The organism is Limoniibacter endophyticus (assembly GCF_014652835.1).
Lineage (GTDB): Bacteria > Pseudomonadota > Alphaproteobacteria > Rhizobiales > Rhizobiaceae > Limoniibacter > Limoniibacter endophyticus.
Genome location: NZ_BMZO01000007.1, coordinates 122250 through 136133 on the forward strand (window position 1 = coordinate 122250; position 13884 = coordinate 136133).

Annotated in this window: 14 protein-coding genes; 7 read left to right on the forward strand and 7 right to left on the reverse strand. The window is 55.6% G+C overall.

Annotated features, from left to right (window positions below; genetic code table 11):
- Positions 1-23: 23 nt before the first annotated feature.
- Positions 24-461: an OsmC family protein gene (locus IE151_RS11355; protein ID WP_189490191.1), complete on the forward strand. Its 438-nt coding sequence runs from the start codon at positions 24-26 to the stop codon at positions 459-461.
- 132 nt (positions 462-593) lie between these two features.
- A complete protein-coding gene (locus IE151_RS11360) occupies positions 594-1718 on the forward strand; it encodes a Glu/Leu/Phe/Val family dehydrogenase (protein ID WP_189490193.1) in 1125 nt (374 codons plus the stop codon).
- A 43-nt stretch (positions 1719-1761) separates the two neighbouring features.
- Here the strand turns inward: IE151_RS11360 and IE151_RS11365 are convergent, their stop codons facing one another.
- The 5 genes from IE151_RS11365 to fabA all read right to left on the reverse strand — a co-directional run bounded on the left by IE151_RS11365 (position 1762) and on the right by fabA (position 5605).
- A complete protein-coding gene (locus tag IE151_RS11365) occupies positions 1762-2097 on the reverse strand; it encodes a hypothetical protein (RefSeq protein WP_189490194.1) in 336 nt (111 codons plus the stop codon).
- A 117-nt stretch (positions 2098-2214) separates the two neighbouring features.
- A complete protein-coding gene (locus IE151_RS11370) occupies positions 2215-2682 on the reverse strand; it encodes a GNAT family N-acetyltransferase (protein ID WP_189490195.1) in 468 nt (155 codons plus the stop codon).
- Positions 2683-3034: 352 nt separating this feature from the next.
- Entirely contained in the window at positions 3035-3841 is an 807-nt protein-coding gene (gene fabI, locus IE151_RS11375; RefSeq protein ID WP_189490197.1) for an enoyl-ACP reductase FabI, read from the reverse strand.
- An 8-nt stretch (positions 3842-3849) separates the two neighbouring features.
- Positions 3850-5070: a beta-ketoacyl-ACP synthase I gene (gene fabB, locus IE151_RS11380; RefSeq protein ID WP_189490199.1), complete on the reverse strand. Its 1221-nt coding sequence runs from the start codon at positions 5068-5070 to the stop codon at positions 3850-3852.
- Between the two features lie 28 nt (positions 5071-5098).
- Positions 5099-5605, reverse strand: a complete 507-nt coding sequence (fabA, locus tag IE151_RS11385) for a 3-hydroxyacyl-[acyl-carrier-protein] dehydratase FabA (protein WP_189490203.1) — start codon at positions 5603-5605, stop codon at positions 5099-5101.
- 213 nt (positions 5606-5818) lie between these two features.
- On the opposite strand from fabA, the gene irrA reads away from it, so the two are divergent.
- Positions 5819-6253: an iron response transcriptional regulator IrrA gene (gene irrA / locus IE151_RS11390; RefSeq protein ID WP_189490205.1), complete on the forward strand. Its 435-nt coding sequence runs from the start codon at positions 5819-5821 to the stop codon at positions 6251-6253.
- Between the two features lie 3 nt (positions 6254-6256).
- Here irrA and IE151_RS11395 read toward each other — a convergent pair whose 3' ends face one another.
- Positions 6257-7240 (reverse strand): GGDEF domain-containing protein, encoded by a 984-nt coding sequence (locus IE151_RS11395; RefSeq protein ID WP_189490207.1) that lies wholly within the window; start codon positions 7238-7240, stop codon positions 6257-6259.
- Positions 7241-7792: 552 nt separating this feature from the next.
- Between IE151_RS11395 and sdhC the strand changes: the two genes are divergently transcribed.
- From sdhC to IE151_RS11415, 4 genes are read left to right on the forward strand one after another with little or no spacing between them, the layout of a single operon-like run.
- Positions 7793-8194, forward strand: a complete 402-nt coding sequence (gene sdhC, locus IE151_RS11400) for a succinate dehydrogenase, cytochrome b556 subunit (protein ID WP_189490209.1) — start codon at positions 7793-7795, stop codon at positions 8192-8194.
- Positions 8195-8199: 5 nt separating this feature from the next.
- Positions 8200-8592 carry a succinate dehydrogenase, hydrophobic membrane anchor protein gene (gene sdhD, locus IE151_RS11405; protein ID WP_189490211.1) on the forward strand — a complete coding sequence of 131 codons (393 nt, stop codon included), beginning with the start codon at positions 8200-8202 and terminating at the stop codon, positions 8590-8592.
- 4 nt (positions 8593-8596) lie between these two features.
- Positions 8597-10429 (forward strand): succinate dehydrogenase flavoprotein subunit, encoded by a 1833-nt coding sequence (sdhA, locus tag IE151_RS11410; protein WP_189490213.1) that lies wholly within the window; start codon positions 8597-8599, stop codon positions 10427-10429.
- Positions 10430-10465: 36 nt separating this feature from the next.
- Positions 10466-11245, forward strand: a complete 780-nt coding sequence (locus IE151_RS11415; RefSeq protein ID WP_189490215.1) for a succinate dehydrogenase iron-sulfur subunit — start codon at positions 10466-10468, stop codon at positions 11243-11245.
- Between the two features lie 67 nt (positions 11246-11312).
- Here the strand turns inward: IE151_RS11415 and IE151_RS11420 are convergent, their stop codons facing one another.
- Positions 11313-13880, reverse strand: a complete 2568-nt coding sequence (locus IE151_RS11420; RefSeq protein WP_244636723.1) for an ABC transporter permease — start codon at positions 13878-13880, stop codon at positions 11313-11315.
- Between the last annotated feature and the right edge of the window lie 4 nt (positions 13881-13884).

A 13884-nucleotide genomic window follows, 5' to 3' on the forward strand; every position in this document is an offset into this window, starting at 1 on the left:
GGATCCCCAAAGGAGCACGATCGATGAAGAGAGAAGCAACTGCCGTCTGGAACGGCGCGCTGAAGGATGGTTCGGGCAGCCTTACTTCCCAGAGCGGTGCACTCGATGCTCTGCCCTATTCATTCAAGGGCCGGTTCGAAGATGAGAGCGGCAGATCCGGCACCAATCCGGAGGAACTGATTGCTGCTGCCCATGCTGGCTGCTTTGCCATGCAGCTATCGCACTTTCTAGCGGAGAACGGCACCCCTGCAACATCTCTCGATGCCAAGGCAATCGTGACTTATGGTCCCGCGAGTGGTGGCGGTTTTGAGATCAGCGCCAGCAATATTGTCCTGACCGGAAACGTGCCGGGTATTGATGAGGCGAAGTTCAAGGAGCTCGCCAATAAAGCAAAGGACGGCTGCCCGGTTTCCAGGGCGCTCGGAGCAATCTCTGTCGGCCTGGAAGCGAAGCTCGCGTGATTACCCGGATGTAGGCGGGATAGAATCGTAAAGTCGCGCTACCCTTCGCTGAAATTCGTCTCACAAAGGCGAGCCGAGATCGCAACCAAAAATCCTTCTGCTGCGCTAGACTGACAGCAGGAGGATTTCATTATGTCTCAGGCAAAACCGATGCGTCATGTGAAGATACCGGGGAGTGAGCAGACACTCGAACTGCGTGATATTACGGAGCTGGCGCGCGAAAACTCCGCTTACGACGGACACGAGCGCCTCTGGATGGGAAAGGACACAGTCCGTGGACTGACCGCAATTGTGGCCATTCACGACACAACGCTCGGGCCAGCACTGGGCGGCACCCGCATATGGAAGTATAGCAGTTTCGATGAAGCGCTGACGGACGTTCTTCGCCTTTCACGCGGTATGACGCTGAAGAATTCAGTTTGCGGCATTCCCTTTGGCGGTGGCAAGGCAGTCATTATCGCGGATTCGAAGACAGAAAAGAATGCTCAGCTTCTGACAGCCTATGCGGACATGCTGCAGGCCCTGACCGGGCAATATATAACCGCTGAGGATGTTGGCCTGACGCTGAGCGACGCGGATTTCTTGCGCCTTCGCACCAGCAATGTCGCAGGCACGACGATCGGCGGCAGTGAAAATCCCTCGCCTTTCACGGCGCTTGGAGTTTTTCTTGGCCTTAAAGCGGCCTGGAAATTTAAAACCGGCCGAGGTGATCTAAAAGACGTGCGCGTCGCGGTACAGGGACTCGGCGCAGTCGGCCTCAGCCTTTGCCGTCATCTGCACCAAGCCAGCGCCAAACTCGTTGTCGCAGACATGGATCAGGCCAAGTGCGAGCAAGCTCACTCTGAATTTTCAGCCGAAATCGGCAATTCGGCCAATATTCTTCTTTCTGATGTTGATATTCTCGCGCCATGCGCTCTCGGCGGTGTTTTCTCGGCACTCAATATCGATGTTCTCAACGCACAGATCATTGCCGGTGCGGCAAACAATCAACTTCTCACCCATACCGGCGCTAATCGCCTGCGCGATCGTGGCATCCTTTACGCGCCCGACTACGTGCTGAACGCAGGTGGTGTGATCAACGTTGCGGCTGAATTTGACCTGGATGGCTATGACCGAACGAAGGTTTTAACGATGATCGATGGGATCCCTGCGACATTGACGCGAATTTTTGAGCGCGCGGAACGCGAGGGGGCCGCAACCAATGATATTGCTGAAATTATCGCTCGAGAACGTATCGAAGCAGAAAAGTCACGTTGATGGAAAAGCCGCCGGGGCTATCCCAGCGGCTTTTTTTCAAGTTTTAGCGTTTGCAGTTCAACGGCATATCACCACTCTTCATATATAGGGCGTCTCGCCCCTCAAGCACTAGCGCATAAGGGGTTTCGCCATATCGCACGGTCTGATTGGGCGGCGAAGCAGGTATCTCGACGCTGCTGCCATCCGGCTTCACCACTAAAACGGAACTCTGGAAATTCTCTATGGTGAGGGTCTGTCCGCCATCACAGCGATAGGTCGCGTAACGCGGTTGCGGCCCGCTGGCGAGTCCGCCGACGCCGGTAGTTGGTCTTGGATCGGAAACGCAGCCCGCAGCCATTGCAGCCAGACCGAGAGCGACGAGATGAGAAAAATTCGGCATTCAAACTCCAGAACAAGCACCGCGACGAAGTTGTACGATTCGTCAACAAAGAGCCTTGCTACCCGAAAATGGCCATTTGACGCAAAAAATGAAAAACTGCTGGCAAATGTCTCCGTGTCAAAAATCGAACCGGATCATGTAGCTCGCCCAGTCACCGGCGATTGCGACCTTTTCATAAAGCTTGCGACCATCTTCCGGATGCCGCGGCGTGTTCAGAACCAGCCGCGTCCAACCGCGATCCTCCGCCTGATCGGCAAGAACGTCGAGAATGGCCTTCCCGATGCCTTGGTTTCGAAAATCATGATGCACGAAGATATGGTCACACTGGCCGTATCTCATGCCCGAGACCGGTTCGGGTAGGTCTGTGAAGATCGCGAAGCCAACCAACTTGCCATCGATGCGTGCGCCGAGAATTTCCGCTGCACGATCCCGCAGCAGAACTTCCGCGTAGAAGTCGTCGGGACGGCGAGGCGCGCCGCGCTTCAAGGCCTGCGCATATGCAGCCAGCAAGGGCGCCAAATCATGCGCGTCCTTGAGACGTAAAAGGGAAATATCGGCGGTCTGGGCAGTCGTCGGTTCGGTCATGGAGAAGATTTGCGACGAAAGTCTGACCTTGTCAAACCCAACCTCTCCTTTACCTGGAGCTTAAATGGGCCATTAGTACTCCCACACCAAAACTCCTGAAGGTAACGTCGTGCTCTCACCAAAGCTGGTGCTGTCGCTATGCCTCCTCCTTTGCGCAACCATGGAATCTGTCACCATACATCGCCAAGACAGGACGCAAACAGACGTCCGATTTCTGTCGTTTGCGCTGAACCTCTCTTTAGCGGATGCCACCGGCAAAGCCGCACATTATCGCCGGTGGCCGCTGCCTTTCTGATCCCCAAAAACCTCCCCGATCATTCGCGAAGGCTTTTGGCGCTTGCTCCATGCGGTTTCAGCCTTCAGGCTGCGCCTTGAGCTGTTCGAGCGCAGGCATCGAGACGATGTGATAACCTGAATCAACATAATGGATTTCGCCCGTCACGCCGGAAGCGAGTTCGGAGAGCAAGTACAGCGCCGAACCCCCAACCTCGTCAATATTAACCGTGCGCCGCAGCGGCGAATTTCGCTGCTGATAAGCAAACATATGCCGCGCATCGGCAATACCGGCACCGGCAAGCGTACGAACCGGACCCGCCGAGATCGCATTGACGCGGATACCACGCGGACCGTAATCATTGGCCAGATAACGAACGCTGGCTTCCAGTGCCGCCTTGGCGACGCCCATGACGTTGTAATTAGGCATGACACGAACGGAACCGGCATACGTAAGAGTCAACATCGAGCCGCCTTCGTTCATCAATTCTGCGGCCTTGCGCGCAACCTCGGTGAAAGAATAGCAGGAGATGACCATCGTACGGGTGAAATTCTCTCGCGTCGTATCGGCGTAAAGGCCTTTCAGCTCGTTCTTGTCGGAAAAGCCAATGGCGTGCACAATGAAATCGATGCCGCCCCATTTTTCCTTGATCTCGGAGAACATAGCATCGATCGACGCGCTGTCCTCTACGTCGCAAGGCAGAAGCATGGACGCATTGACCTTCTCGGCCAGCGGTTTGACGCGACGGCCGAATGCTTCGCCCTGGTAGGAAAATGCCAGCTCCGCACCTTGTTCTGCAAGCTTCTGCGCAATCCCCCACGCGATGGAGTGGTCGTTAGCCACACCCATGATTAGGCCACGACGGCCCTTCATCAAACCTTCCATGATATCCCTCAACCTTCGTAGCGCTGGAAGACCAGCGTGGCGTTGGTGCCGCCGAAACCGAAGGAATTCGACAAAACACGGTCAATCTTAGCGTCATCTATGCGCTCGCGCAGGATCGGCACACCCTCAAATTCCGGATCGAGCGTTTCTATATGCGCGCTCTTGCCGAGGAAGCCGGCCTGCATCATCAGGATCGAGTAGATGGATTCCTGCACCCCCGCCGCGCCAAGCGAATGACCCGTAAGCGATTTGGTCGAGGAAATGTGCGGAATCTTATCCCCGAACACTTCGCGGATAGCCCCGATCTCCCGGGAGTCGCCGACAGGCGTCGAGGTGCCGTGGGTGTTGATATAGTCGATATCGCCTTCCACAGTCGAAAGCGCCTGACGCATGCATCGCACAGCTCCTTCGCCGGACGGTGCGACCATGTCATAGCCATCGGATGTGGCGCCATAGCCGACTACTTCGGCATAAATCTTCGCGCCGCGAGCCTTCGCGACTTCAAGTTCCTCCAAAATCAGAACTCCTGCACCGCCAGCTATGACAAAGCCATCGCGGTCGGCGTCGTAAGCACGGGAGGCAACTTCGGCGCAGTCATTATACTTGGTGCTCATTGCTCCCATGGCGTCGAAGAGATTCGACATTGACCAGTCGAGATCCTCGTGCCCACCCGCAAATACGCGATCCTGCTTGCCAAACTGGATCAGCTCATAGGCATTTCCGATGCAGTGGGCCGAAGTCGAGCAGGCTGACGAGATCGAATAGTTCACGCCATGGATCTTGAACCAGGTCGCAAGCGTTGCTGAAGCAGTCGAAGACATTGCCTTCGGCACGGCAAAGGGGCCGACGCGTTTAGGGCTCGTATTCTTTCTCGTGATATCCGCAGCTTCCACGATCTGGCGCGTGGAAGGCCCCCCGGAGCCCATGATGATACCGGTACGATCATTGGTGATCTCAGCTTCACCCAGGCTTGCATCGGTAATCGCCTGTTCCATAGCAATATGGTTCCAAGCACCACCCTGTGACAAAAAGCGCATGGCACGGCGATCGACCAAATCTGTCGGATCGAGATAGGGATTGCCCCACACCTGGCATTTAAAGCCGTGATCGGCAAAATCTTGCGAAAAGCTGATGCCAGATTTTGCATCACGGAGTGACGCAGTCACTTCTTCTGCATTCTTGCCGATGGAGGATACGACGCCAAGACCGGTGACGACCACTCGTCTCATGCTTATCTCCTTCATGTCCCGAATGGGATTAGTCTTTGAAAAGGCCGACCCGCAGGTCGCTCGCTTTATAGATGGTTTCGCCATCTGCCTTCAGCCATCCATCTCCAATAACGAGGTTGAGGCGGCCCTGCATGACGCGCTTGAATTCTACGCCGTATTCAACGAGTTTCGTCTGCGGCGTGACCATACCCGTGAATTTGACCTCTCCCGTCGAGATCGCGCGGCCACGACCTTCCAGACCCAACCAGCCAAGATAAAAGCCTGACAGCTGCCATAGCGCGTCAAGGCCGAGACAGCCCGGCATGACCGGATCACCTATAAAGTGACATGGAAAGAACCAGAGATCTGGCTTGATATCGAATTCAGCGCGAATGAAGCCCTTGCTGAACTCGCCGCCTTCTTTACTGATTTCCGTGATACGATCGAACATCAGCATCGGAGGAGCAGGAAGCTGCGCGTTGCCTTGGCCGAACAGCTCGCCTCTTGCGCACGTCAACAGCTCTTCATAGCCGAAGCTGGGTTTCTGTTCCGCCATTTAAATCTGCCCTGTTCTCTTTAGTCTTATCTGGGGATTGGCGTCGCTTTTACCACTCCCACGATCAAATTCAGCCCATGCGCTTATCGTGCCGCGACTTCCGGGTCAATGCGCGGCTATTGATCGAGCCATGCGCGCGGAATATATATATCTGCAAAGGTGAGGTTTTCTGTGGCAATTTCCACCAGAATCGATCGGCAACCAGGAGACTAGATGCATTTGCATATCGAAAGCGACGTCAGCATACCGTCTCTGGAGGAAAAACTCCGGAAAGCCGGCCTGCGCCCGACGCGCCAGCGGATCGCACTTGCTCAGCTGTTGTTTGCCAAGGGCGATCGCCACCTGGCGGCAGAAGAGTTGCACGAGGAAGCAGAACGGGCGGGCGTGCCGGTATCGCTGGCAACAGTCTACAATACGCTTCACCAGTTCACCCAGGCTGGCATGCTGCGTATTCTTTCCGTCGAGGGTGCCAAGACTTATTTCGACACGAACATCAGCGACCACCACCATTTCTTTGTCGAGGGTGAAAACCGAGTCTTCGACATTTGCGACGCACCTATCCGCGTCGTCGATCTACCGGAACCACCGGAAGGTATGGAAATCTGCAATGTGGATGTCGTTATTCGCATACGTCCCAAATCTCAGTAGGTCTCAGGCAGCTGACGCGTTCAGGCCGTCTATATGATCAACTCGACCGACATAGATGCAATTGCGTCCAGCCTGCTTTGCAACATAAAGCGCTTTGTCAGCGTTGTGGATGACCTCCCAGAGGCCTTCTGCATTTTCCCGCTCCGCAACGCCAAAACTTGCACTGAGTTCCTGGTCAATGCCCGGCACCAGTCCTTTTTCCTGAAAGAGCCGCTGCACTGCCCGACAATAGGCGCAGGCATCTTCGACAGTGGCAGCGGGTAAAAAAATCGCGAACTCCTCACCGCCAATGCGACCAATTTCCATATCCTCGCTGGCGCATTGCTTGAGAATTTCGCCGAACCGATTTATGACCAGATCACCGGTTGCGTGGCCGAAAGTGTCATTGATCGCCTTGAAATGGTCGAGGTCGCATATGACGATTATTATCCGACTCCGACGCAATCTCTGCATCTTATGATTCACGCGCAGTTCAAAGCCGCGTCGGTTTAAAAGGCCTGACAGTGGATCGGTTTCAGACTTTTTCGATAGGTCGCGCAGCACTTCCCGCATCAGCACGACAAGCAGGATCAGAGCGATAGCCACGGCGAATATCGTGCTCATCGCCTGCGAGACCAGCGCATAGGGCGTCGCAACATATTCTTCCTCCCGGCTGCCCCAGCCACCGAACGAGATCGCAATGAGCGGTCGAAGCAGAAACTGCATACCGCTGCATGTCAGTACCGCCATCAGCACGTCGTCAAGGCGGTCGCGCAACGGCGCATTAGCAACGATGCCTACTCCCAGCGCTTGGCACATGAACAATGGCATTTGATAAAACAGCATCGATAGAAACTGGCCGCCATCACTGTAATTCATCGTTATTGTGTGGAAGGCCGTGAAAATGATGATTGCCGCCATCGCCAAATAAGGCGGTTTCGCCAGATAGTGCACGGCGAGCCCTATATTAGCCAATGACAGACCAACGACGGCAAACAGCGCGGACATGACGAAGGCAGGTCTGGCAGGAATACTGGAAAACGGGGTTAAAAATTCCGCGACGAAATTTAAAGAACCGCAAAAATACGCCGCAGCAATCCAAAGGGCAGCCCGGCGTGTTGGATCATATACGAACATTAAAAAGAAGCTGACGGCCAACAAGAGCCCCACAGCCATGTTGATAGCAAGTATATATACAGCGCCCACCATACTCGAAATTGCACCTCGTCGATGACAGAGGCAAACAATACAACCTGCTTCTCAAAAGGCCGTTAATTGGACTTGAAGCTTAGATCGCACCTAAACTCTAGTAAATTTGTCATGTTTTCAAGACAGTCGAAGCAGAGCCTCCTTGCAAACATTGATAAACGGCCGTGGCAGACTTGATTTTAATCGATTGGTCCGCTCTAGCGTGTCGTATCATTCAAAAAATTCGTCGTTCGGAAGCTAAATCTGTCGTTCCGGCTTTGACGCATTGCAAAAAGAGAACTAGAAAGCCTTGCAAGTAGGGGCGAAATGTCGCGCCCGCACGCTTGCTACAAAATGTTGGATGGGTACGCCATGAGCAAAGCCGCAGCCGCCCGTACGAGGCCGCTTTCCCCCCATATGCAAATCTACCGCTGGCCCGTTACAATGGCCATGTCGATCCTGCATCGCGCCACCGGCATAGCCCTTTATTTCGGCACAATTCTGGTTGTCTGGTGGCTACTTGCTGCGGCAACATCGGAAAGTGCATTCGCATTTATCAACGGCTTCCTCGGCTCCTGGTTCGGAGTGTTGATTCTGTTCGGCTATACTTGGGTCCTGCTTCATCACATGGTAGGCGGTATCCGCCACTTCATATGGGACACGGGCCACGGCCTTCGCAAAGATATTGCCAGCAAAGCGGCCTGGGCCAACATCGCCATCTCGATCAGCCTGACGGTCCTTTTCTGGATTGTCGCTTTAGTTCTGCGGGCTTGAAACACATGACATTGAAAGACAATATGCGCACGCCGCTCGGGCGCGTTCGTGGACTTGGTTCTGCACGCGAGGGTACGGGACACTTCTGGACACAGCGCCTGACGGGCGTGTCGAATCTGTTTCTGACGCTCTTCTTCGTTGGCTTCGTAGCGACCTACGCTGGCCGACCTTATGTCGAGGTAGCTGGCGCGCTCTCCAACCCGGTCGTTGCAGTCGTTTTGCTCGCCATGATGCTTTCCATTGCCTATCACATGAAACTTGGCATGCAGATCGTCATAGAGGATTATGTCCACGGGGAATTTGCCAAACTCATCTGGATCGGCCTCAACATCTTTTTCGCGGTCCTGATAGGGCTTGCCAGCGCTTTTGCGCTTTTGAAACTCGCATTCGGGAGCTGATTCAGTGGCTGACCAGAACACGAAATCGGCTGCCAAGGCCTATAATTATATCGACCACAAGTTCGATGTTATCGTTGTCGGGGCCGGTGGCGCGGGCTTGCGCGCCACGTTGGGCATGGCCGAACAGGGATTGAAGACGGCCTGCATCACCAAAGTCTTCCCCACTCGTTCGCACACGGTTGCCGCCCAGGGCGGCATTGCCGCCTCACTGCGTAACATGGGTCCGGACCACTGGCACTGGCACATGTACGACACTGTGAAGGGATCGGACTGGCTGGGCGATACCGATGCCATGGAATATCTGGCGCGTCAGGCCCCGGCAGCCGTCTACGAACTTGAACATTACGGCGTGCCTTTTTCGCGCACCGAAGAGGGCAAGATTTATCAGCGCCCATTCGGCGGCCACATGCAGAATTTCGGCGACGGGCCTCCAGTGCAGCGTACCTGTGCCGCTGCTGACCGTACCGGCCATGCGATCCTGCACACGCTCTACGGCCAATCGCTGCGCAACAATGCGCAGTTCTTCATCGAATATTTCGCCCTCGACCTGATCATGACGGACGGCGTCTGCACCGGCGTTGTCGCCTGGAACCTTGATGACGGCACGATCCACCGCTTCTCTGCGAAAATGGTGGTTCTAGCTACGGGTGGCTATGGCCGTGCCTATTTCTCGGCGACGTCTGCCCACACCTGCACCGGCGACGGTGGCGGCATGGTGGCCCGCGCTGGACTGCCGCTGCAGGATATGGAATTCGTCCAATTCCATCCGACCGGCATTTATGGCGCTGGCTGCTTGATTACCGAGGGCGCACGTGGCGAAGGTGGTTATCTCGTCAATTCCGAAGGCGAGCGCTTCATGGAGCGTTATGCTCCATCTGCAAAGGATCTCGCATCCCGTGACGTGGTTTCTCGCTGCATGACGATGGAAATCCGTGAAGGCCGCGGCGTCGGCAAGAACAAGGATCACATCTTCCTGCATCTGGACCATCTCGACCCCGCGGTTCTTCATGAGCGCCTTCCAGGTATTTCGGAAAGCGCAAAGATCTTTGCCGGTGTGGATCTGACGAAGGAACCAATTCCGGTCCTGCCGACCGTTCACTATAATATGGGCGGGGTCCCGACAAATTACTGGGGCGAGGTGCTGAACCCGACTGCGGATGAACCGGATCGTGTTCTACCCGGACTCATGGCTGTTGGCGAAGCAGGCTGTGCCTCTGTGCATGGCGCGAACCGCCTCGGCTCCAACTCGCTGATCGACCTCGTGGTGTTTGGCCGTGCTGCGGCTATTCGCGCTGGTGAAGTGATTGATCGAGACACGGCCATCCCGGATTTGAACGAAGCCGCTTGCGACGCAATCATGGATCGCTTCGATCGCATCCGAAACGCCAATGGCACGACCTCCACGGCCGTTATTCGTGAACGCATGCAGCGTGCGATGCAGGAGGACGCGGCAGTGTTTCGTACGCAAGAGTCGCTGGAGCAAGGCTGCAAACGCATCAGCGCCATCTGGCAGGAACTCGGTGATATCAAGGTCCATGACCGTTCAATGATCTGGAACTCGGATCTTGTGGAAACGCTTGAACTCTACAATCTGATGGCAAACGCCATCACTACAGTTTATGGAGCCGAAGCTCGCAAGGAAAGCCGCGGTGCCCATGCCCGCGAGGATTACAGCGAGCGTGACGATGCCAACTGGCGCAAACACACGTTGGCTTGGATCGACGACGCCGGCAACGTCAAGCTCGATTACCGTGGCGTAAAGCTCGATCCGCTCCTGAAAGAACAAGACGGCGGCATTCCGCTCGCCAAGATCGCGCCGAAGAAGCGCGTGTACTAATGCGCCCGATCATGAAGAACAAGAGAGGCCAGGCCAATGGTTGAAATCTCCCTGCCTAAAAATTCCCAGGTCAAGGAAGGCAAGACTTGGCCCAAGCCGGAAGGCGCAACCAACCTGCGCGAATTCCGCATTTATCGCTGGTCACCGGACGACGATGAGAATCCTTCGATCGACACTTACTATGTCGATATGGACGATTGCGGCCCAATGGTGCTTGATGGTCTGCTCTATATCAAAAACAAGATCGACCCGACGCTAACGCTTCGCCGTTCCTGCCGCGAAGGTATTTGCGGTTCGTGCGCCATGAATATCGACGGCTCGAATACACTAGCCTGCATCAAGGGCATGGACGAAATTTCTAACTCGATCAAGGTCTACCCGCTGCCGCACATGCCGGTGGTCAAGGATCTCGTTCCGGATCTTACCGTGCCTTACGCGCAGCTTACTTCGATCCAGCCATGGTTGCAGACCGTCTCGCCGGAACCAGCCAAGGAATGGCTCCAGAGCCACGAAGATCGCCAGAAGCTCGATGGCCTCTATGAATGCATCCTGTGCTTCTGCTGTCAGACGTCATGCCCGAGTTACTGGTGGAACGGTGATCGCTATCTGGGACCCGCCGTTCTGCTACAAGCCTATCGCTGGCTGATCGACAGCCGTGACGAAGCGACAGGCGAGCGTCTCGATAATCTGGAAGACCCGTTCCGATTGTATCGCTGCCACACCATCATGAACTGCGCGCAGACCTGTCCCAAGGGACTAAACCCCGCGAAGGCGATTGCTGAAATCAAGAAGATGATGGTCGAGCGCCGCGTCTGATCGATTTATGTGTCCGACAAGAAAGACCGTCGCGTTTGCGCGGTGGTCTTTCTTGTTTTATTTTTGCTTAGAACCCGCGCAAAATCGGCGCGGCCTTAAGGCCCAGAATACGCCAGGTGCCGGCAAGACCAAGCGCCACCGTCAGCACCAGGCCGAAGACGAGCGTTGCGGCTGCGACCTGCCAGAACAAGGTGAAGCTCATCGCCATCACCTGTGTCAGGACGAACCACGCTGCCACAGCTCCGGCAAGCAGTGCGAAAATCGAGGCCGCGGCACCGATCAATGCATACTCTAACACATAGGCCCTCATCAGCATGTGCCGTGTCGCGCCGATTGTCTTGAGGACGACGGCATCATGTACACGTGCACGATTGGATGCAGCCAGGGCACCGGCCAGTACCAGAACCGACGCGACGATAGCCACGCTAGCTGCCGCCCGCACGGCTGCGGCAAGCTGGCGGATCAGATCATTGACAACATCCAGCGCGTCCTTCACCCGCACTGTCGTCACCGTCGGGAAGGTGCGCGTTACAGCGTTGAGGATTCGGCCCTCCTGCTGGGGGGTGGCCTGATCATCGGATAATGTCGCGAGCCAGGCATGGGGAGCTCCGGCAAAACTGTTGGGCGAGAAAACCATGACGAAATTAATGCCGAGTGATTCCCATTTAACCTCGCGCAGACTGGCCACACGTGCGGTGATTTCTCGACCCAGCACATTGACGGTTATTGTGTCTCCGATGTCCAATCCGATTTCGCGTGCTTCTTCTGCAACGAAGGAAACAAGTGGCTCCCCGCTATAGTCTTTCGGCCACCACTCGCCTTGCGTCAGGACGGAGTTCTCCGGAATGTCCGGTTCATAGGTAATGCCCCGGTCACCGCGCATGACCCAGTTAGCGCGCACATTCTCGGGCAGATCTGCCGTTTGTGTCCCGTTCAGGGCGGTTATTCTTCCACGCAGCATTGGCACCCGCATAAGAGCACCTTCAGGTGCATTCTCCGAAACCAGCCTGCTGAAACGGTCTACCTCGCTCGACTGAATGTCGACGAAGAAGAAATTAGGAGCCTGCTGCGGTAGCCGGCTGGTGATCTGGTTGCGCAAATTGGCGTCAATAAGCCCTAGCGCGACAAGGAGCGTCAGCCCAAGGCCGAGTGAAAGCACCACGGAGGGCGTTAATGCGCCCGGCCGGTGAATATTACCAACCGCGAGGCGCAGTGGGGTCGAGCGGGAATGGGGCGCCCGTCTGGCGATCCATTCGATCAGATGTGCGACTTGCCTGAGAACGATAAAGGCCAGGAGGGTCGAAGCGACAAAGATAAACCCCAGTCTGCGATCCGAAGAGAGGTAGATAGCAAGGACAGCGAGCCCAAGTGCTATGACGGCCGCGCTAATAAAATAACTGCGGCGCGGTCGCCCCGCCATGTTCAGCCCCATGCTGCGAAACAGAGAAGCAGCTGGTATCTCTCTGGCACGACCGAGCGGCAGGATCGTAAACACCAAAGTTACCAGAATGCCGAAAGTAAATGCGAGGGCAAGCGCTCCCGGATAAATCCCCGTCTCAAGGGGGACTGGAATAAACGTTTGCAATGCCGATTTCAGCAGGGGGGGTGCTATGGCGGCTATGCCGAGACCGATCGCGATTGCGATCAGTGAAACCAGCACAACCTGAGTGATATATATTAGAAATATCAGATGTCCTGATGCCCCGAGACTCTTAAAAGTAGCGATCACTGGACGCTTACTATCCATATAAGCCCGCACAGCGTTAGCCACACCTACCCCACCCACGACGAGCGAAGTCAATCCGACAAGGGCCAAGAACTGCGAAAAGCGGTCCACATTGCTTCGCAAGGCCGGTGAGGCATTATCGCGTGTGCGTACGCTCCAGCCGGACGACGCAAACTCGTGCGTAGCCCGCTCACTCAATGCAGCTAGAGCAGCTGCCGACGGATCACTCAGCCGAATCTTGTATGAGAACTCGATCATCGCGCCTGGCTGATTAAGTCCCGAGGCGACGAGCGCCTCGTTGGAAATTAAAAGACGCGGTGCAAAACCGAAACCTTCGGACGCCGCATCCGGCTCGGCGATCAGCATCGACCTTATCTGAAAACGGGCGCGGCCGAGGAGGATTTCATCTCCAACCGAAACTCCCAGCCGCTGCAAAAGTATGTCGGGAGCAACAGCGCCATAAACCCCGTCTTGCTGCCCAAAAAGCTCGGCAGTTTCACGCGTGGGCTGCGTTTCAAGTAGACCATACAGAGGATAGTATGACGGATCGATCGATTTTGCTTCGACCAGAGCCTGATTGGAGCCATCCGTAAGACGCGCCATCGAACGCATTGAAGCGCCTTCGGCAACGGTGCCGTACTCCCGTAAGAATGCTAGTTCCGGCTCCGTTGCCTGTCGCTGGTTCAACTCGAGGCGGATATCGCCGCCGAGAAGAATCGCCCCTTGGCTATCCAGCCCGCCCTTGATTGCGCTAGCCACGGAATGCACGGCACCAATAGCAGCAACACCCAGCGCAATGCAGCCGATGAATATATAAAAGCCTTTCAATCCCCCGCGCATTTCCCGCAGTGCAAAGCGCCACGCGAGACGCAACTCAGAAATCAGGCCGCCCATCTTCAATTTCGGCATTCCG

Coding starts and splice junctions, on each gene's coding strand:
- IE151_RS11355 (WP_189490191.1), top strand. CDS start 24: ATGAAGAGAGAAGCAACTGCCGTCTGGAACGGCGCGCTGAAGGATGGT.
- IE151_RS11360 (WP_189490193.1), top strand. CDS start 594: ATGTCTCAGGCAAAACCGATGCGTCATGTGAAGATACCGGGGAGTGAG.
- IE151_RS11365 (WP_189490194.1), bottom strand. CDS start 2,097: ATGCCGAATTTTTCTCATCTCGTCGCTCTCGGTCTGGCTGCAATGGCT.
- IE151_RS11370 (WP_189490195.1), bottom strand. CDS start 2,682: ATGACCGAACCGACGACTGCCCAGACCGCCGATATTTCCCTTTTACGT.
- fabI (WP_189490197.1), bottom strand. CDS start 3,841: ATGGAAGGTTTGATGAAGGGCCGTCGTGGCCTAATCATGGGTGTGGCT.
- fabB (WP_189490199.1), bottom strand. CDS start 5,070: ATGAGACGAGTGGTCGTCACCGGTCTTGGCGTCGTATCCTCCATCGGC.
- fabA (WP_189490203.1), bottom strand. CDS start 5,605: ATGGCGGAACAGAAACCCAGCTTCGGCTATGAAGAGCTGTTGACGTGC.
- irrA (WP_189490205.1), top strand. CDS start 5,819: ATGCATTTGCATATCGAAAGCGACGTCAGCATACCGTCTCTGGAGGAA.
- IE151_RS11395 (WP_189490207.1), bottom strand. CDS start 7,240: ATGTCCGCGCTGTTTGCCGTCGTTGGTCTGTCATTGGCTAATATAGGG.
- sdhC (WP_189490209.1), top strand. CDS start 7,793: ATGAGCAAAGCCGCAGCCGCCCGTACGAGGCCGCTTTCCCCCCATATG.
- sdhD (WP_189490211.1), top strand. CDS start 8,200: ATGACATTGAAAGACAATATGCGCACGCCGCTCGGGCGCGTTCGTGGA.
- IE151_RS11415 (WP_189490215.1), top strand. CDS start 10,466: ATGGTTGAAATCTCCCTGCCTAAAAATTCCCAGGTCAAGGAAGGCAAG.
- IE151_RS11420 (WP_244636723.1), bottom strand. CDS start 13,880: ATGCCGAAATTGAAGATGGGCGGCCTGATTTCTGAGTTGCGTCTCGCG.